Source organism: Candidatus Nitrospira neomarina (assembly GCF_032051675.1).
Classification (GTDB): Bacteria; Nitrospirota; Nitrospiria; order Nitrospirales; family UBA8639; genus Nitrospira_E; species Nitrospira_E neomarina.
Genome location: NZ_CP116968.1, coordinates 3186313 through 3204908, shown reverse-complemented (window position 1 = coordinate 3204908; position 18596 = coordinate 3186313). Strand labels below are relative to the sequence as shown.

Sequence of the window (18596 nt, the reverse complement as noted above, 5' to 3'; positions counted from 1 at the left end):
CTCGCCTTTTTTGGGGAGGAGATAATTTGTGTGAGTCATGTGAAAGTTGTGACACTTCCCAAAATCGGGAATGTTCCCATTGTCTGTAAGACCAAGCGAGACATCTCTAGTGAAACCCCATTAGATGCACGGGATGACGAATCCCTCGGATGGGGGTACTGGGATCGAATTTGGCCTTCTGAGGTGGCCTTATCCGAATGTCTCATTCATCGGTTTTTCCCATCAAAACTACAAGGCGTCAAAGTTCTGGAAATTGGCTGCGGAACAGGGTTGGCCGGAGTGGTTGCTGCTCGGCTCGGGGCATTTACCATATTTTCAGATATGGTGCCTATTACCCTTGAAGCAACAAAGGAGTCCTGTCGTCTGAATCACATCAGCAAATTTGACACATGCCTGTTGAATTGGACGGAACAGATTGGACCAAAAAAGTTTTTTTATGATTTGGTAATAGGCAGTGAAGTTTTTTATGACGAAGGAATTTTAGCCGGTATTTCTCATATTCTTGAACAGGTGCTTACCCAGAAGGGGAAAGCCATGTTTTGTGATCCAAATAGACTGGGGCTCGATACCGTCGAACATGGATTTAAAGAGAAATTTATTGTGGCAATAGAAGAAGTCCCGCTCAACTGGCCTCCACGAAAAGATGCTGGAGTAGAAAAGAAGGGGTTTCTTTACCAATTAAGTCGCAGGAGTCAGGAGGCATTCTGCCAAAATCCTTTTCCAGGTGTTTGAGGGGCTATGTTTGAGGGGCTATTTATGAATGATGACGAGACCCTTAAACCTAAGGTTGTCACAAATACAAAATTTATCGAGTAAAGTCCATGGCTTTTTAAAGCAACAAGATGGATGGCTAGGGCATGGCAGGGGTTTTTCTTATAGCAGGAGAGAGCGTCGTCTTTTGGGGGTTAGCTTAATAAAGCCTGGGGCTAAGGGTGGGGATGTGGGGTCTTATCATCTCAACTAATTAATTTTAAATAGATTTTCTCTTTAAGAGTGTGGTGGAGTTCTTATGGGCATTTCACGTGGGGGCACTGGGACTTTTGAAAGGGGTTCATGGGTCTTTTGATTGATTGCAGCGGGATGAGGGCATTCGTACAATGCACCGTTCCGCGCGGCAGGCGGGTTGTGCTACGTTTGTCCTTAACCATTATGATGGGTCCCTGAAGGAAGGGTTGGATTATGGCAAAAGTTCTTGAAGGCCCGGGTATGGGCTTATTGCGAAAATGGGGGATTTCAACTCCCAACTATGCTGTCGTGACCTCGAGTGAGGAATTTGACCAATTGTCTCAGGTCAATGATTGGCTCCAAAAAAATAAACTGGTAGTCAAAGCGCATGAAGCACTTGGCTCTCGTTTTAAATTGGGGTTGGTCAAGGTGGGATTGGATTTAGCCGCGGCAAAAGCGGCTGTGCGGGAGATGCTTGGTAAAGAATTGGAAACCCTCACGATTAGGCAGGTGATTGTTTCCGAAGCGGTTGATCACAAAGAAGAATATTATGCCGCGGCCAAATCGACGCGCGATGGAGTGGACCTCTTAGTGGCGACCTGTGGTGGCATCGAAGTGGAATCTAATTGGGATAAGGTCAAGCATGTATCCATTGAGACCGGTGAGACCCTCTCGGATTCAGCGCTTTCCTCCCTGGTGAAGGATGCGGGGTTTTCCGGCGATACGGCCGCTAAAATGGCGGAATTTTTGAAGAAATTATATGCCTGTTTTGATAATGAAGATGCTCAATATGTAGAAGTAAATCCGGTTGTGCTCAGTGGCCAGGGAGAACTTGTGGCTCTGGATGCGGTGACCCTTCTGGACGGTGATGCCAAGTTCCGGCATAAGGACTGGACTTTTCCGTTTGCGGCTGAGTTTGGGCGTGCCTATACCAAAAATGAAGAGGAAGTCATGGCGGTTGATGCCAAGGTAAAAGGCTCCGTCAAGCTCATTGAGATTCCCGGTGGCAATATTGCGATGTTACCTGCCGGTGGAGGAGCCAGCGTTTATTATTCAGATGCGGTGGTGGCCCGTGGTGGCAAACTTGCGAATTATGCAGAATATTCAGGTGATCCACCGGACTGGGCAGTGGAAGTTCTGACGGAAAAAGTCTGCTCGTTGCCTGGTATCAAGCATATTATTGTGGGCGGAGCGATTGCGAATTTTACCGATGTCAAAAAGACCTTTGGGGGCATTATCAACGCGTTTCGAAAGGCCAAAGCGGAAGGCAAGCTAGAGGGTGTCAAGATTTGGGTGCGCCGGGGTGGTCCAAACGAATTGCAGGGATTAGCGGCTATGCGTGCGCTTCAGGATGAGGGTTTTGATATTCAGGTATTTGACCGCAAAACGCCGTTAACGGACATTGTCGATATGGCCATGGCCGCAAAATAACCTATTAGACCTTGAGGATGTAGGAGACCGTTTCGATGAGTATTCTTGCAACGAAAGACACGCATGTCGTCATTCAAGGTGGGGTGGCCGGGGTGAATGCCGCTCGCCGTATGGCAGAGTTCCGGTACATGATTAAGCAACCATTAAATGTCTCTGCGTTCGTGTATCCCCCTGATGCGGGGAAGACCAACGAGATCATTTGTGGAACCGAGTTAATAATGATCCCCATCTATAAAACCGTCGCCGAAGCGACGGCCAAGCACCCGGAGATTAACACGAGTCTGGTTTATATCGGAGCAGACCGGGCCTATGCCGGAACCATGGAGGCCTTGAATGACCCGCATATTAAAACGGTCTCCATGATTACCGAAGGGGTGCCGGAAAAAGATGCCAAACTTTTGGGGAAGCATGCTCGTAAGCTTGGGAAGACTTTTAATGGCCCTTCCTCAATTGGGGTAGTGTCGGCAGGAGAATGCCGCCTCGGAGTGATCGGGGGGGCGTTTGATAATTTGGTGGCGTGCAAACTGTATCGTCCCGGTTCCTTCGGCGTCGTCACCAAGTCCGGGGGATTGTCGAACGAGATTATTTGGATTTGTTCCCAATTTGCAGACGGCATCACGACGGCGATCGGTATCGGCGGTGATGCCTACCCAGGAACGGACTATGTCAGCTACCTGGAAATGTTTGAAAACGATCCGCAAACCAAAGCGGTGGTCATTGTCGGGGAAATGGGTGGAGATTTGGAAGAACGGGCCGCCGAATGGTACGGCGCCAAGAAGCGCCGGATTAAATTACTCGCGGTCGTATCAGGGTTCTGTCAAGAGAGTCTTCCAAAGGGTATGAAATTCGGGCATGCCGGGGCAAAAGAAGGATTGAAGGGCGAAGGGTCTGCGCGGGCAAAGTCTGAAGCTTTGAAAAAGGCCGGCGCGATTGTACCGGATACCTTCGGAGCTCTAGGGCCGGCTATCAAGGCCACCCACGAGGAGTTACTGAAAAGCGGACAGGTCAAGCCCATACCGGATTTGGCTCCAGCAGATGTGCCAAGGCTTCCCAAAACGGTTCAAGAGAGCATGAAGGAAGGGGAAGTGCTGGTGACGCCGCTGATTCGTTCCACAATCAGTGACGACCGTGGTGATGAACCGCTTTATCAAGGTTATCCGGCTTCTGAACTGATCAATAACGGATATGACATCCCCCATATTATCGGCTTGCTATGGGACAATCGTCTTGTCTCCAAACAGGAAGCAGAAATCATCAAACGAATTATCATGCTGTCGGCCGATCATGGTCCTTGCGTGAGTGGAGCCTTGACGACGATTATCGCCGCTTGTGCTGGAATCGGATTATCTCAAGCGGTCGCGGCCGGTATGATAATGATCGGTCCGCGCTTTGGTGGGGCGGTGACAGACGCGGGACGATGGTTCAAATACGCGATCGACAACAAACTTTCGGTCGATGATTTCCTCGTCTACATGAAGAAAAATGTGGGACCGGTTCCGGGAATCGGTCATCGAGTCAAAAGCTTGAAAAATCCCGATAAGCGGGTGAAGGAGTTGGTTGGGTACGTGAAAAGTTTGAACATGGCCACTCCGCACTTGGATTTTGCATTGGAAGTCGAAAAAATAACCGCTGTCAAAAAAGATAATCTGATTCTCAACGTTGATGGAACCATGGCGGCGGTGTTGGTTGATATCGGGTTTCCGGTAGATAGCCTCAATGGCTTCTTCATTTTGTCGCGAACCATCGGAATGATTGGACATTGGACCGATCAAAAGCGGCAAGGGAGTCGGCTCATACGATTATTTGACTATCTGGTAAATTATGCCTCCCCAAAGCGTCGCGAGGTGCCACCGTTAAAGTAATGATGGTGTAAGTGGACTTTTTGATTGAATCTTATCCATGTTGAACTGAACCCAGGAGATGGTGCTATGTCCCTAGAAATGGTCGAAAAACTGTATGCTTCAATGCCGGGAATCGTGGACAAAGCTCGCAAAAAATTTGGGCGGCCTCTCACGCTGACGGAAAAAATCCTGGTCAGCCATGCCGATGATTTCGATTCACAAGTATGGGAACGTGGAAAGGCCATGTTGGCGCTCCGTCCCGATAGAGTCGCGATGCAGGATGCGACAGCCCAAATGGCCATGTTGCAGTTTATGCAAGCGGGGAAAGATCAAGTCGCTGTTCCAAGTACCATTCACTGCGATCACCTGATCCGGGCTGAAGTCGGGTCGGAAAAGGATCTTCTGCGCGCATGTGATGAAAACCGAGAAGTCTATAATTTTCTTGCCTCGGCCGCGAAAAAATATGGGATCGGATTTTGGAAGCCTGGGGCCGGGATCATCCATCAGGTGGTGTTGGAAAATTATGCATTTCCAGGCGGATTGATCATTGGAACCGATTCACACACGCCAAACGGTGGCGGGTTGGGAATGCTGGCCATTGGCGTGGGTGGAGCCGATGCGGGGGAAGTAATGGCAGGTCTCCCATGGGAGGTCCTCCATCCTAAACTCATCGGCGTAAAGTTAACCGGAAAGCTGAGTGGCTGGGCTTCGCCAAAAGATGTCATTTTGTATATTTGCGGGCTTCTGACCGTGAAGGGTGGGACCAATAAGATCGTGGAGTATTTTGGCCCTGGCGCGGAAACCATCAGTGCGACAGGCAAAGGCACGATTACCAATATGGGAGCTGAGCTTGGCGCCACGACTTCTATTTTCCCGTTCGATGAAAAAATGGTGGCATACTTGAATATCACGGAGCGGGCTGACATTGCCAAATTGGCCGCTGCCAACCGGAGCATGTTGGTTGCAGACCCTGAAGTCTATCAGTCTCCGGAAAAATACTTTGATGAAATCGTCGAAATCGATCTGTCCACTCTAGAGCCGCATGTTGTGGGACCGCATACCCCTGATTTGGCGCGGCCCATTTCAAAGATGGCAGCGGAAGCCAAAGAAAAAGGTTATCCCGTTCAATTAAAAGCAACATTAGTCGGAAGCTGTACGAATTCTTCGTATGAAGATATCGGTCGCGCGGCGCATATTGCCAAGCAAGGGTTACAAGCTGGACTTAAAGCCAAAACGGCTTTTCTGGTCAGCCCGGGATCAGAACGGATTTACCACACCATGAAGCGCGAAGGATTTTTGGAGACCTTTGAAAGCATGGGGGCCACCGTCCTGGCAAATGCCTGTGGACCCTGCATTGGTCAATGGAAACGAGCGGATGCCGTGAAAGGCAAAGCCGACTCTATTGTCAGTACGTTTAACCGAAATTTCCCTGGGCGGAATGATGGGGTGAGTGAGACCTTATCTTTCCTGGCCAGTCCTGAAGTGGTCACGGCTTATGCATTTTCAGGTGATCTGGGCTTTGATCCGATTAAGGGGACCTTGAAAACCGCAGATGGGAAAGAGTTCAAGTTTGAGGCGCCTCAGGGAGATGAATTGCCGGCCAAGGGTTTTGCTAAAGGCGAAGAAGGTTTAGTTCAACCTGCTGAGGATGGTTCGAAGCTTCAAGTGGACATTCCTCCTACCAGTGAGCGATTGCAATTATTAAAGCCTTTCCCAAAATGGGATGGAAAAGATTTTGAAAAGTTGCCGTTATTAATTAAAACCAAGGGGAAAACCACAACGGATCATATCTCTCCCGCCGGTCCGTGGCTCAAATTCCGGGGACATTTGGACAAGATCAGTGACAACATGTTTCTTGGAGCCAACAATGCCTTTTCAGATGAGGCCGGAAAAGGCAATGATGTTTTAACCGGAGAGTCGGGATTGACTCTTGCGCAAATTGCCCGAAGGTATAAAGAAAAAGGTTTGGGGTCGTTTGTCGTGGGGGATGAAAACTATGGTGAAGGGAGCAGCCGTGAGCATGCGGCGATGTCTCCGAGATTTTTGGGTGTCCAAGCTGTTCTGACAAAAAGTTTTGCTCGCATTCATGAGACCAATCTCAAGAAGCAAGGCATTCTTCCGCTGACGTTTGCGAATCCGAAGGATTATGATCAAATTGAACAAGAAGACCGGATCAGTGTGAAAGGGTTAAGTGGACTTGCACCAGGCAAGCCAGTGCAAGTTGTCCTTCACAAGAAGGACGGTCAGGAAGTGGTCATTCAGGCCAATCATAGTATGACCGAACAACAGATCACCTGGTTTAAGGCTGGTTCCGCGTTGAACGCGCTAAATTAATTCCCATTTAAGTGGGCCGGGTGGTGGAAGCGCACGACGAGAAATTTGTCGATCGTATAAGGTACTATTTCTAAGCTATGCCTGACACATTGGATAAAAAAAATACTCTGGACCAAGAAGAGCGTCTCCAACCCAAGATGGTTACCGTGGAGATTGAAGGGAAACCGTTCCAGGTTCCCGCAGGTATCACCCTGATCAAGGCCTTGTGGTATGCAGGGCAGGATGTGATTCGTGGAGTTGGATGCTTAGGCGGCTTCTGTGGAGCCTGTGCGACCTATTACCGTACGAAAGACGATCCCAAGGTCAAAACCTGTTTGGCCTGTTCGATGGCAGTCGAGGATGGCATGTCCTTTTCGTTTATGCCGGCTTTTCCGGCGAGAAAAGCGACCTACAACCTTCTGGAGCTCAAAGATCCTAAGCAGGACTTGTTTACACTCTATCCTGAAGCTCCCTTATGTCGGAACTGTAATGCCTGCACGGAAGCCTGCCCGCAAACTATTGATGTGCGGGAAGGGGTGTGGAAAGCGGTGTTTGGGGATTTTAAAGCGGTCTCTGAAATGTTTATGGATTGTGTCATGTGTGGAATGTGTGCGCCCGTCTGTATCGCTGATATTGCTCCCAATCTTGTCGCGCTCTATGCCAGCCGGGCTCAAGGCGTGCATTTCACCGAAAAACCTGAAGGCCTCTCGAAACGTATTCAAGAGATTACCGATGGACGTTTTCAGCAGGAATGGGATCGGGTCCTCAAGTTGTCCGATGAGGAATTACAAAATACCTCCGCCGCCACAACCTAATCAGTTTTTCTTGTTTCTCTCATGGAACTTACCGATCAGAGAAATTTAGTTCATCAAACCAGGGACGCCCGTCGGTCTAAAAGTTTTCCCAAGCTTTCTCCAGCCGAACGGGATAGCCTTATCAAGCAATACCATCCTGATCATCGGGCTCATGCCTACCGGCCGATTATCTTTGGGCCGAATGCCGGTCAATCAACCGTGACCGAAGTGGCGACCCTATTAGAAGGGGAGAGCCCGGTTCCGGCCGATCTTAATCTCACTCCCGATTACACCGTGGATGTCCTGGTCGTTGGTGGAGGAGGGGCAGGGTGCGCATCGGCGCTCCATGCCCATGCCCAGGGAGCCAATGTGTTACTGGCCACCAAGTTGCGCCTGGGGGATTCCAACTCGGTCATGGCCCAAGGCGGGATGCAAATTGCCGTCGGCTCGGACGATTCGCCTGTCCAGCATTTCTTAGACACCTTAAAGGGCGGGCACATGAAAAATGACCACCAGTTGTTGAAGGTCATGGTGGAAGAGGGACCGTCTATTGCGAAATGGCTGTTGGAATTGGGTGTCTTATTCGATCGGGATGCCGATGGAAATCTGCATGTGAAAAAAGGGGGAGGAAGCTCAAAGGCCAGGCTGTTAACCTGCTCCGATTACACCGGTTTGGAAATCATGCGAGTGTTGAAGGACGAAGTACTGAACCAGAAGGTTCCGTTGCTGGAATTTGTCGCTGCGGTGGAATTGTTAAGCGATGCCGATGGGGCCTGCACGGGAGCGGTGCTGAAAGATTTAGACAACAATCGGTTCATCGTCGTTTCCGCTAAAACGGTGATCCTGGCAACAGGCGGAATTGGCCGGTTGCACATTCAGGGATTTCCAACCAGCAATCATTTCGGGGCGACAGGGGATGCCCTGGTCCTGGCCTATCGTCTCGGCGTGCCTCTCGTTCAAATCGATACCTTTCAATACCATCCTTCAGGTGGGGTGTATCCTGAGCAATTAGTCGGTGCGCTGGTGACAGAAGGCATTCGCTCTGAAGGCGGCCATTTGGTGAATGGGAAGGGCGAGCGCTTTGTGAATGAATTGGATACCCGTGATGTTGTGTCCTCGTCGATCATTCGGGAATGTGAAGAGGGGCGGGGCGTTCGAACACCATCAGGAAGGGTGGGCGTCTGGCTGGATACGCCGTTGTTAGATGTGGAACATGGACCGGGAACATTGGACAAACATTTTCCCGCGATGGTTCGGCAGTATGAGCGCTACCAGGTCGATATTCGGAAAGACCCGGTGCTGATCTATCCCACGCTGCATTATCAAAACGGGGGCGTCAAAATTGATGTGAATGGAGAAACGCCTGTGGCCAATTTGTTCGTGGCGGGAGAGGCTTCCGGCGGATTACATGGGCGAAACCGGCTCATGGGGAATTCCTTGTTGGACTTAATGGTGTTTGGCAAGCGAACAGGTATTCTTGCTGCAGAGCGGTCAAAATCTCTGCCGAAAAGCTCGTTGACCTTAGACCATCTGAAGAGATTTCGAGCCGAAGCCAAACGGCATCATGTGTCTGCTGGTATCATTTCACCTATGGTCTTGCCGTCTTACACCAACAAGTAATTATCAAGTCGATTGATCACCAAACGGGATATTGTCATCGCCGAATGTTCCGGTTTGAGCGGTAGAACCTACGAAGAGGATTTATGAATATTCACGAGTTTCAAGCCAAACAGCTCTTTGCACAGTTTGGGATTCCTGTACCCAAAGGCAAGGAAATCAAAAACGTCAAAGCGGCTGAAAAGTGGGCCTCAGTTCTTGATACCCCCGTATTTGTGGTGAAAGCGCAGATTCATGCGGGTGGACGTGGCAAAGCCGGTGGGGTCAAATTAACCAAAAATAAAACTGAAGTACCGGAACTGGCTAAGGAAATTCTCGGGAAAACTCTGGTGACCCATCAGACAGGTCCCAAGGGCCGAAAAGTTCGGCGCCTACTGATTGAAGAAGGTGCAGGGATTGCGAAGGAATTGTATTTGAGTTTACTGGTAGACCGTGAGTCAGGCTTTCCGACATTTATTGCCAGTACAGAAGGTGGCATGGACATTGAGGAAGTGGCCGAACATACGCCGGACAAATTGCTGAAAGAGTCCATTGATCCGGCAGTGGGATTCCAAGGGTACAATGGAAGAAATTTGGCCTTCGGCTTGGGACTTCCAGAGCTTGAGCCGGCGGTGGTGAAGCCGTTTTTTCAAATGTTGGAAAACCTGTACCGCCTGTTCATGGAAAAAAACGCATCGCTCGTGGAAATTAATCCATTGGTCATCACCACGGATAAGCGTCTGGTCGCGTTGGATGGAAAAGTCTCAATTGATGACAGTGCACTATTTAAACATCCTGATATTCAAAAGTTTAGAGATTTGCACGAAGAGGAACCGTTGGAGATTGAAGCGGGTAGCAATAATCTGAACTATGTCAAACTTGATGGAGACATCGGTTGCATGGTTAACGGAGCGGGTTTGGCGATGGCAACCATGGACGTCATTAAATTGGCGGGATCCGAACCGGCGAATTTTTTAGATGTGGGCGGTGGGGCGACAAAAGAGACGGTCGCAGCCGGATTTCGCATTCTGTTGAAAGATAAAAAGGTCAAGGGCATATTCATTAATATTTTCGGCGGGATTGTGCGTTGCGAGCGTATTGCTCATGGAGTGATTGATGCAGCGAAGGAAGTCGGCATCAAGCTACCTGTTGTTGTGCGACTTCAAGGAACCAATGCGGAAGAAGGCCGAAAGCTTCTGGCTGAATCAGGCTTGAAAGTGGAAGGGGTCGCTGACCTCTGGGAAGCCGCTCAACGGATTGTCGCTCTCAGAAAAAAGAAATAGCTAACCTGGTCGTGGAAATATTCTCCTTGATTGGTGAAAGGTGATGTGGCATGAGCATTTTGGTCAATAAGAATACCCGGGTCGTCGTTCAAGGGATTACCGGCAAAGAAGGGTCATTTCACGCGACCCAGTGCAAGGCGTACGGAACGCAAGTCGTGGCCGGCGTGACGCCTGGCAAAGCCGGTCAGGAAGTCGAAGGCATTCCGGTGTTTAATACCGTTCGTGAAGCCGTCAAAAAGACTGAAGCCACCACCTCATTGATCTTTGTGCCACCTCCTTTTGCGGCCGATGCCATTTTAGAAGCCGCCGATGCCGGCATATGGCTGATCATCTGCATTACAGAGGGGATTCCTGTCAATGATATGGTTCGTGTCCAGCGGGCGCTTTATGGGAAGACCACGCGTCTGATTGGCCCAAATTGTCCGGGAATTATTACGGCCGAGGAGTGCAAGATTGGGATCATGCCAGGATTCATTCATAAAAAAGGGCGGGTCGGCGTGATTTCAAGAAGTGGCACCCTAACCTACGAAGCCGTCAATCAGCTGACCAATTTAGGTCTTGGCGAAACGACCTGTGTCGGCATCGGTGGCGATCCTCTCATCGGAACCGGGTATATCGATTTGTTGCACATGTTCCAGGAGGACGACGAAACGGAAGCCGTCGTGATGATTGGGGAAATTGGTGGCGATGCCGAGGAACGGGCTGCGGCCTATATTCAAAAAGAGATGACTAAGCCGGTCGTGAGTTTCATTGCCGGAATTACGGCACCTCCCGGAAGGCGGATGGGCCATGCCGGCGCCATTATCACGGGAGGAAAGGGCACCGCAGCCGATAAAATGGCCGCACTCGAATCGGCTGGAGTGCGAGTGGTAAAAAACCCTGCTGAAATTGGCGAGACGGTGAAGTCAGTGTTGGGTTGATCGGTCGATATTTCTGTCCGGGCATTCTCATATGCCCATTCCTTTCAGGTTTCCGCAGTTTTTTTATTCCATAAGTGATGCGGAGCGTCTCCTCCATCAGACCGCCTGATCTCAAATTTGATCACCTCCGGCGGCATTGTTTTCGTACATCCCATTCATATCATCAAAGTCTTTTTGGTGAGTCGTTTCCACGCGTAGAGATGGCTGGCTAGCTATTGAATCGCCGAATAGCCGTTGATTTATGGAAAATCGAGCAGTAGCCCTTTCAAGGCTTTGCCGGCCTGGAGCCGTGCAAACAAATCCGCATGGCTTGAAATTCGGTATAGCGGGCTGGCCTGCATTCCGGTTGAGTTCAACGCCCCTGATTTGAGAAATTGGCGCACATTATCGAATATCTTGATGAGTGTATCGTTCATGATGATGGTCTTCCCTCACCATGAAGAAAAATCGGCCTCGGTTGGTATCATCGTCATGGCAGGTACCCATCATCCCTCTGATATAATCAGATAGCGAAAGAGTATCTCTTCGGTCGGTGTTCGTTGGCTGTTTTAGAGTGATACTTCCTTCGAGCGCCCAGCTGAAGCCGAGAGATCGCTTTTTTTCAGTATGTGTTCCATGCGATTTCGTTCATACAAAAAAGAAGTAGTTCTGTTTGGAGGCCAAATCTTTCTTTTCAGACCGATTGATGAAAACCCCGAGAAACTATTTGGTCATGAAAGAAATCAGAAGCCTGATGTTAGTCCTCGGAATAGTCTTTACTTTTTTAGGATGTGCCACGAAAATGGCGCCGTTGCCTGCCAGTCTTTCCGCCGATCAAACCATCGTGTTTGGGAAGGTTCAAGCAAGTCTCACCGGACCTACCACCCGATGGTATACTCCGCAGGTTCGATTTTTTGAGCTCATGAATCACTCCACGGCGGAACGGTTCCGGGTGGATATCGAGTCTGCGGACTCGCCATTTTTTCTCGCACTTCCGCCGGGTGAATATGAGTTGGTGCGGCTACAGATTAATGAAGGGGCTTTCCGATCTATGGCCCAATTGAATTCGACGTTCCAGGTGAGGAAGGGTGAATTGAATTATCTGGGAAAATGGGAAGTGAAAATACACCCCCCCACGTATCTTCGATTGGTTGAAGTTTCCGTGGAATCTGATTTAGAGGACGCAAAAGCCGAAGTTCGTTCACTTTATCCCGATTTAGCCGGTCTTCCAATTCAATCGCAACTCCCGACACCCAAGGATTCGGAAACGCGTTTAGTGGAAATATCTCCTTATCCTCGGGTATGGTGGTTTTGCCGCCATTTAACCTGTTAATTTTAGATGTGAGAAAATTCAGGTTTTAAAGATGGATTGCAGATGGACAATTCCGACCCAAATGTCGAATCCGTCAAAAGCCGCCAATGAAGCTTTGTCGGTATTAGGGAAATGGTGAGACAGCACCATCCTGTCGAACTTGAAATTGGAAAGTACGAATGAGAAGATTGTCGTTTGTTTTTTTAGCCATTTTAGGGTTTTTCGCAATGGGTTGCGGTTCGTTCCCTCAGGAACAAATGAATGGATGGAAGGGCGTGCATCGTGAGGAGCTTATTCGGGTGATGGGGCCGCCGACTAGGCAAACGGCCATGCCTAATGGCGGACAACGATTGGAATTTATTCAACGGATCACTCGCCATCCATTGGGTGGTGAAGTGTATGGCACATCGTATGAGTGTCATAAAACGTTTGAACTCGATGCCGAAGGTATCATTCAAAAAGCCGTTGCTGAACCGGCGTGTTGATCAAAAATCACTCACACCGCATTGTTCCAGAAAACCCAAACAACCGTGGGATGGTGCGGGATTTGACCCTTAATCAAGCCATCCGGCTCAATCGTGGGGAGGGTTGACCAATGTCCCGTAAATATCTGGCCTTTGATATCGAAACGGCAAAGATTTTGCCCGAAAATTTCGTTGACTTACATGATCATCGGCCCCTCGGCATCACCTGTATGGCGAGCTGGTGTAGCGATGAATCCTCGGCGGTGACGTTTTATTCGAAAAATCCAGATGGATCTCCTGCGCCGCAAATGACCAAAGTGGATGTTGCCGCCTTTGTCCAGCATCTCAAAACCAAATTGCAGGAAGGCTATACCATCATCACCCACAATGGATTGGGATTCGATTTCGTGATTGTGGCGGAAGAATGCGGTCAGCTTGATGATTGCCGTGAACTGGCGATGAGCCACGTGGACATGATGTATCACTTCTTTTGCGGAAAAGGGTTCCCTGTTAAGCTCAATGCCGCGGCGAAGGCCATTGGTGTGAGTAAGCCTGCGAATGTGGATGGCTCCGTCGCCCCCAAGCTGTGGAAAGATGGCGACTTCCAAACGGTCCTGGATTATGTGGCTCAGGATTGTCGGTTAACGTTGGATGTGGCTGAAGCCAGTGAACAAGCGAAAAAAATTAGTTGGATTACCGGACGTGGCACAACATCCCATTTTGAATTGCCAGGTGGATGGCTGACCGTTCAAGAAGCCTCCAAGTTACCTCTGCCTGACACGTCATGGATGGATAAGCCATGGCCGCGATCAAAGTTTACGGTATGGTGGTGAGCGTGGAAGATACACCTTTGCGTGTGTGAGTGGTCATTGAAATAGGAAAGGAAGGAGAGATTATGTCTGTATTGATTGGGAAGAATTCGGTAGTCAGCGTCAATTATAAGCTCACGGACGATTCTGGTAAGGTGTTGGATAGTTCAGATGGGTCAAAGCCCATGGTATATCTGCATGGTGCGGGAAATATCATCCCAGGGCTGGAGAAAGCGCTGGCAGGTAAAGGAGAGGGTGATGCTCTGAAGGTCAGGATTGAGCCTGCCGATGCCTATGGAGAGGTCATTCCTGACGGGATTAAGAGCATCGAAAAGGCTGCGTTTGAGGGGGTAGAGTCGGTTGAACCGGGAATGGTTTTTGAGGCCCAGGCGCCGGACGGCACGACGCAGCAAATTATGGTGGTGAAAGTAGATGAGGATAAAGTCACCATTGATACCAATCATCCACTGGCCGGTATCGCGCTCAACTTTGATATTAACGTTCTGAGTGTACGGGAAGCGACAAAGCAAGAACTTGAGCATGGGCATACCCATGAGCACGGGCATGACCACTAGCAGGACGTTGAAAAAGGTCGCCAGCGGCGTTCTCGGCGCTTGGTCGTGCTCACGTACTTAGCGTACGCTCCGCTCGCCCAATCACCTGCGGCCTTGCTGGGCGAGCCTTTTTGAACATCCCGCAGGATTAGATATAAATGATGGGAAACTCTAACAAGGCAATTTAGAAGGACGCGGTTTCGCCGCACCGCTGCTCGACAAGGGGTTGGCCGCCATGAACCTAGACGAACGCTTGGGCGCAGCTTGTGGCGGCGTGAAAGAGGCGGAGTTGGCTGTAATCGTAAAGGTCACTGAAGATTCCTTTGGCGCCGGTGTGATTTTCAAGCCCTAGTTTCTCAAAAGCCCCTGTCATATCTAATTCCTCCTCTGGTTTCCGGAGAGGAGTGAGGTCTACGGGCTCACCAGCTTGGATAGCTTGTCCCAGGTCCCCATTGATAGCACTGGCCGCTCATCCCCGTTGATAGGCCATACCGCCTACAGAAAATCCCCTTTAAGCGTAGTATTAATTTCTGATGATGCCTCTCAGGATTTTGGCCTTGACCATTGATTGAAGCATCTCAAGCCAGGACGTATGCGAATTAATAGTGGGAGGGTCCCCTTGTGTTAACGGTTTGCGGCCATGGGTGAAATTATTTTGCTCCGTGGTACTTTCCTTTTTGAATAACCAGCCGATGTATTATTCATAACCACACATTTGGAGGTGTTATGAATTTGATCGATCGAAGAAGGCAAAGAACATCGGTATGGCTCAGTGCAGCTTTTGCAGGTGCGTGTATTCTAGGAACGGGTCAAGTTGAAGCTGCCAAGATGCCTAAAGTGGAGATTTGCCATTTTGACGCGGATGAAGGGGTTTTTAAGAAAATTTCCGTTAGTGGTAACGCAGTCCAGAATCACCAAGCCAACCACGGGGACATATTCCCCGAAAATTCAAATGGTGCTGGAACGATCACTCTGGATGCAGAATGCAACGAGGTCATCGCGCGGCACGTTTTTTCCCGGGCATATATCGATATAGACCGGGACGGAACGTACGACCCGCAAGTCGACGTTGAAATCTCGCAGCTTGTTGATGCCAACATGGACGGCGTGATTAATGCGGGTGACACCGTTGAATTCGGCCAATACCCCAAGACCTTTGCCCCTTGCTCACTTCCCCCCGACGCCGATTGTCCAGATCTTGGCAATCTCAACCCGACTTCAGTGGTGGTTACCCACGTTTTTTCCGCCACGCCCACTGCCGTCATTGTACAATCGGCTTCAGGTTCTCTCTTCAACTGGGAAACTCCAGCTGGACTGGAAATAGTACGGTTAGGAACAATACCCGAGCAAATACTATATGATAGTTTTCTTGATCAACCGAATGATGCGATTAAAATTCCCTTAGGAGGGGAAGCCGATCCGAGTGATGCCGTAGATATTTTGAGGACAGGAAACGGCGCCAACGACTACTTCTTCAACGTCGAAATCAACCTCGTCCCATAGCCCCATAGTAGGATTGCCCATGAGCGGGCCCTTTTATCCTGCGGATAAAAGGGCTCGTCCGGGTATGATCTTTTTCATGTACCCGCATCAAACTCGGGGCAACATAAACCAGCCGCGCCTTCCGGGGGGCCCTCCTAGGAGATTACGACTTGCAGCCAAGGTAAACACCTTTTCCACTACTCCCCAATACGCTTGTAATAGGCACCCACTTGGAATACTAAATGCCTGAAATGGGATTTGATTCAATCATTGCCACTTTTTCCCATGAACGGCACGGAAGAGCCGAAGTTGGCCATAATCGTAGAGATTGCCGAGGAGCTCTTTGGCGCCGGTGAGATTGCCAAAACCCGTTTTCATGAAGGCTTCTGCCATTTCTAATTCCTGCTCCGATGTCCACAGTTGTGTAAGGTCTACCGGTTCACCGGCTTGGATGGCTTGTTCCAGGTGTCCATAGATGGTGCTGGTGACCAAACCGCGCTCACTGGCGATTTGTTCGATCGAATGCCCCGACCGAAAATAGCGCAAGGTTTGATGGACGGTATCTCCAAGCGGCTTTTTTTTTATGGCCGTTTCTTCATTGACTTCTAAATCCTGCCTGCACCCAACACCTCTTTGATTGTTCGCCGGGTTCTGGTTTCTTAGAGAGGGCGTGGAAGGGGGATTCGATTCCTTGGGAATACTCAGGGGAGCGTAATTCTCCAGATGTGCCGCAATGACTGCCAGAAACTTGGGGCCAAACTCCTGTAATTTCCGATTCCCGACTCCACTAATCTGGAGGAATTCCTGTTCATTGGTCGGATAGTCTCGTGCCATCTGCCGTAGTGCCACATCGGAGAATATGACGTAGGCCGGGACATCACCCTCATCGGCTAATGTCTTTCGTAGTTGGCGGAGGCGAGTGAAGAGCATCTCGTCGTGACCCAGGTCTTCGACAGAGAGCGCCTTGCGTTCCGGTGTGCTCATGGGCTTTGTGAGCATGAGCGTCTTGGGGTCTTGAAGAAAATGCTGACCCTGGTCGGTAACTTCCAACACTGTGAATGGGTCTACCGTTTGCTGGAGATATCCCAGCCGGATGAGTTCCCGGCTAATGGCGGCCCATTCGGGCCTCCGGTGGCCTTCCCCTTTCCCGTAGCTGGTTAAATGGTCATGACGCCATCTGCGGATTTTCTCGGTGTTGGCTCCCGTGAGTACGGCGATGACGTGATTGAGTCCGACGCTAAATCCACTTGTCCCACGAATTTCTTCAACGCAAGAGAGCACGGTCTGTGCGGCATCTGTGCCGTCGAAGGTATCTCTGGGCGAGAGACAGTTGTCGCATCCGCCACAGTTTTCTGATTCAACCTGTTCTCCAAAATATTGGAGCAAGGTGCGACGTCGGCATGTGCCGCATTCCGCATAGTGCACCATTTCCTGTAATTGCCTGTTGGCAATCTGCTGTTCCTGGAAGTTGGTTTTCTCATTGATAAAGCGCTGCTGCTTGACCGTATCCCCGGCGCTGAAGAGCAGGACACACTCGCTTGGCAAACCATCGCGCCCGGCGCGGCCGGTCTCCTGATAATAACTTTCGAGGTTTTTTGGTAAATCGTAGTGAATGACAAATCGCACGTTAGGCTTGTTGATTCCCATGCCGAAGGCAATGGTGGCGCAAATCACCTGGATTTCATCTCGCAGGAACAATTCCTGATGACGTGTACGTTCTTCGGCACTCAGGCCGGCATGATAGGGCAGCGCCTTCAGCCCATTTTGCTGTAAACGATCCGCCACACTTTCCGTGGTATTCCGGCTCTGGCAGTAAAGAATTCCTGAGTCCTTGTGGCGTTTCCGGAGAAAGGCGAGGACTTGTCCAAACGGGTTGTCCTTAGGCTGCACATGGTAGGTCAGATTGGGACGGTTGAAACTGGCCACGTAGCAGGCCGGATCCTGCAATCGTAGAAGTGTGACGATGTCTTTTTGCACCCGCTCCGTGGCGGTGGCGGTGAGTGCGATGATCGGGAGACTCGGGGCCTGATCTCGGAGTTCCACAAGTCGCCGGTATTCCGGCCGGAAATCATGGCCCCATTCACTGATACAGTGGGCTTCATCAATGGCCAGCAGATTGACCTGAAAATTCCGGACCAGGCTGAGGTATCCGGGGACCATGAGGCGTTCCGGCGCCATGTAGAGCAGGCGATAGTCACCCTGATGCAGCCCCCGTAACCGTGCCTGGGATTCCTGCGCGGTCAGAGATGAGTTGAGATATGTTGCAGCAATGCCATTGGCACGGAGCCCATCCACTTGATCTTTCATCAGCGCAATGAGCGGCGAGACAACGATCGTCAGGCCCGAGCGGGCCAGCGCCGGTAACTGAAAGCACAGGGATTTCCCTCCTCCCGTGGGCAACAGGGCCACCACGTCGCGCTTAGCGAGGACATCCCGAATGATCTCTTCTTGTAAAGGCCGAAAGGCCGTGAAACCAAAATGTTCTTTTAACAGAGAGAGGAGGTGAGATTGTGTTGAGGGGGACAGGTGCCGGGAGTTGGTCTGTTGAGGGGATAGGTTGTTCTTCACAATTGAAGTTGTCGCAAATGTAGGAGATGGTGCTGAAGAGTTTGATAGGGAGATTCTGATCTGACACGAGGCTCATCTTGGGGGGCATTCCCCTGTGAGCCTCGGTTACCTTCTCCTTGCCCACTCCGACGGTTTTCTGCCGCTCAGGCGCGATATTCTATATTTTCTCTCAGTTTCTTCGTCAATTCAGTATAATGTTTGCCAGTGGGCGGCCCAAGATCCGTCATAATGCTCTTTCCATAATGTGACTGTCTACCTGTGTAGGCACAAGACCCTCGACATCATGAGGAAATCGGGGGCATTCA

Annotated in this window: 15 protein-coding genes; 13 read left to right on the top strand and 2 right to left on the bottom strand. The window is 50.2% G+C overall.

From position 1 onward, the window contains the following. Positions 1–30: 30 nt before the first annotated feature. From PQG83_RS13695 to sucD, 8 genes are all read left to right on the top strand, one after another. Positions 31–732, top strand: coding sequence for a class I SAM-dependent methyltransferase (locus PQG83_RS13695; protein WP_312742097.1), 702 nt, complete (start codon positions 31–33; stop codon positions 730–732). Positions 733–1179: 447 nt separating this feature from the next. Next, positions 1180–2376 carry an ATP citrate lyase citrate-binding domain-containing protein gene (locus PQG83_RS13690; RefSeq protein WP_312742095.1) on the top strand — a complete coding sequence of 399 codons (1197 nt, stop codon included), beginning with the start codon at positions 1180–1182 and terminating at the stop codon, positions 2374–2376. Between the two features lie 35 nt (positions 2377–2411). Beyond that, positions 2412–4238, top strand: coding sequence for a citrate/2-methylcitrate synthase (locus tag PQG83_RS13685; RefSeq protein WP_312742092.1), 1827 nt, complete (start codon positions 2412–2414; stop codon positions 4236–4238). A gap of 66 nt (positions 4239–4304) precedes the next feature. Beyond that, positions 4305–6551, top strand: a complete 2247-nt coding sequence (locus tag PQG83_RS13680) for an aconitate hydratase (RefSeq protein WP_312742090.1) — start codon at positions 4305–4307, stop codon at positions 6549–6551. A 77-nt stretch (positions 6552–6628) separates the two neighbouring features. Then, the gene (locus tag PQG83_RS13675; protein WP_312742088.1) at positions 6629–7345 is read left to right on the top strand and encodes a 2Fe-2S iron-sulfur cluster-binding protein; all 717 of its coding nucleotides are present in this window, start codon (positions 6629–6631) and stop codon (positions 7343–7345) included. Between the two features lie 21 nt (positions 7346–7366). Next, a complete protein-coding gene (locus PQG83_RS13670) occupies positions 7367–8944 on the top strand; it encodes an FAD-dependent oxidoreductase (RefSeq protein WP_312742086.1) in 1578 nt (525 codons plus the stop codon). An 83-nt stretch (positions 8945–9027) separates the two neighbouring features. After that, positions 9028–10203, top strand: coding sequence for an ADP-forming succinate--CoA ligase subunit beta (gene sucC, locus PQG83_RS13665; protein WP_312742084.1), 1176 nt, complete (start codon positions 9028–9030; stop codon positions 10201–10203). A 50-nt stretch (positions 10204–10253) separates the two neighbouring features. Then, positions 10254–11123: a succinate--CoA ligase subunit alpha gene (gene sucD, locus PQG83_RS13660; protein WP_312742082.1), complete on the top strand. Its 870-nt coding sequence runs from the start codon at positions 10254–10256 to the stop codon at positions 11121–11123. Between the two features lie 239 nt (positions 11124–11362). Here the strand turns inward: sucD and PQG83_RS13655 are convergent, their stop codons facing one another. Further along, the gene (locus PQG83_RS13655; RefSeq protein WP_312742080.1) at positions 11363–11539 is read right to left on the bottom strand and encodes a hypothetical protein; all 177 of its coding nucleotides are present in this window, start codon (positions 11537–11539) and stop codon (positions 11363–11365) included. Between the two features lie 296 nt (positions 11540–11835). Between PQG83_RS13655 and PQG83_RS13650 the strand changes: the two genes are divergently transcribed. The 5 genes from PQG83_RS13650 to PQG83_RS13630 all read left to right on the top strand — a co-directional run bounded on the left by PQG83_RS13650 (position 11836) and on the right by PQG83_RS13630 (position 15744). Next, positions 11836–12435, top strand: a complete 600-nt coding sequence (locus PQG83_RS13650) for a hypothetical protein (RefSeq protein ID WP_312742078.1) — start codon at positions 11836–11838, stop codon at positions 12433–12435. A gap of 236 nt (positions 12436–12671) precedes the next feature. Beyond that, positions 12672–12899 (top strand): hypothetical protein, encoded by a 228-nt coding sequence (locus PQG83_RS13645; RefSeq protein WP_312742075.1) that lies wholly within the window; start codon positions 12672–12674, stop codon positions 12897–12899. Between the two features lie 110 nt (positions 12900–13009). Beyond that, positions 13010–13711 carry a ribonuclease H-like domain-containing protein gene (locus PQG83_RS13640; RefSeq protein ID WP_312742072.1) on the top strand — a complete coding sequence of 234 codons (702 nt, stop codon included), beginning with the start codon at positions 13010–13012 and terminating at the stop codon, positions 13709–13711. 62 nt (positions 13712–13773) lie between these two features. After that, on the top strand, positions 13774–14262 hold the full coding sequence (locus PQG83_RS13635; RefSeq protein ID WP_312742070.1) for an FKBP-type peptidyl-prolyl cis-trans isomerase: 489 nt from the start codon (positions 13774–13776) through the stop codon (positions 14260–14262). 705 nt (positions 14263–14967) lie between these two features. Beyond that, positions 14968–15744, top strand: a complete 777-nt coding sequence (locus tag PQG83_RS13630) for a hypothetical protein (protein ID WP_312742068.1) — start codon at positions 14968–14970, stop codon at positions 15742–15744. 246 nt (positions 15745–15990) lie between these two features. Here the strand turns inward: PQG83_RS13630 and recQ are convergent, their stop codons facing one another. Beyond that, positions 15991–18291: a DNA helicase RecQ gene (gene recQ, locus PQG83_RS13625; RefSeq protein ID WP_312742064.1), complete on the bottom strand. Its 2301-nt coding sequence runs from the start codon at positions 18289–18291 to the stop codon at positions 15991–15993. Between the last annotated feature and the right edge of the window lie 305 nt (positions 18292–18596).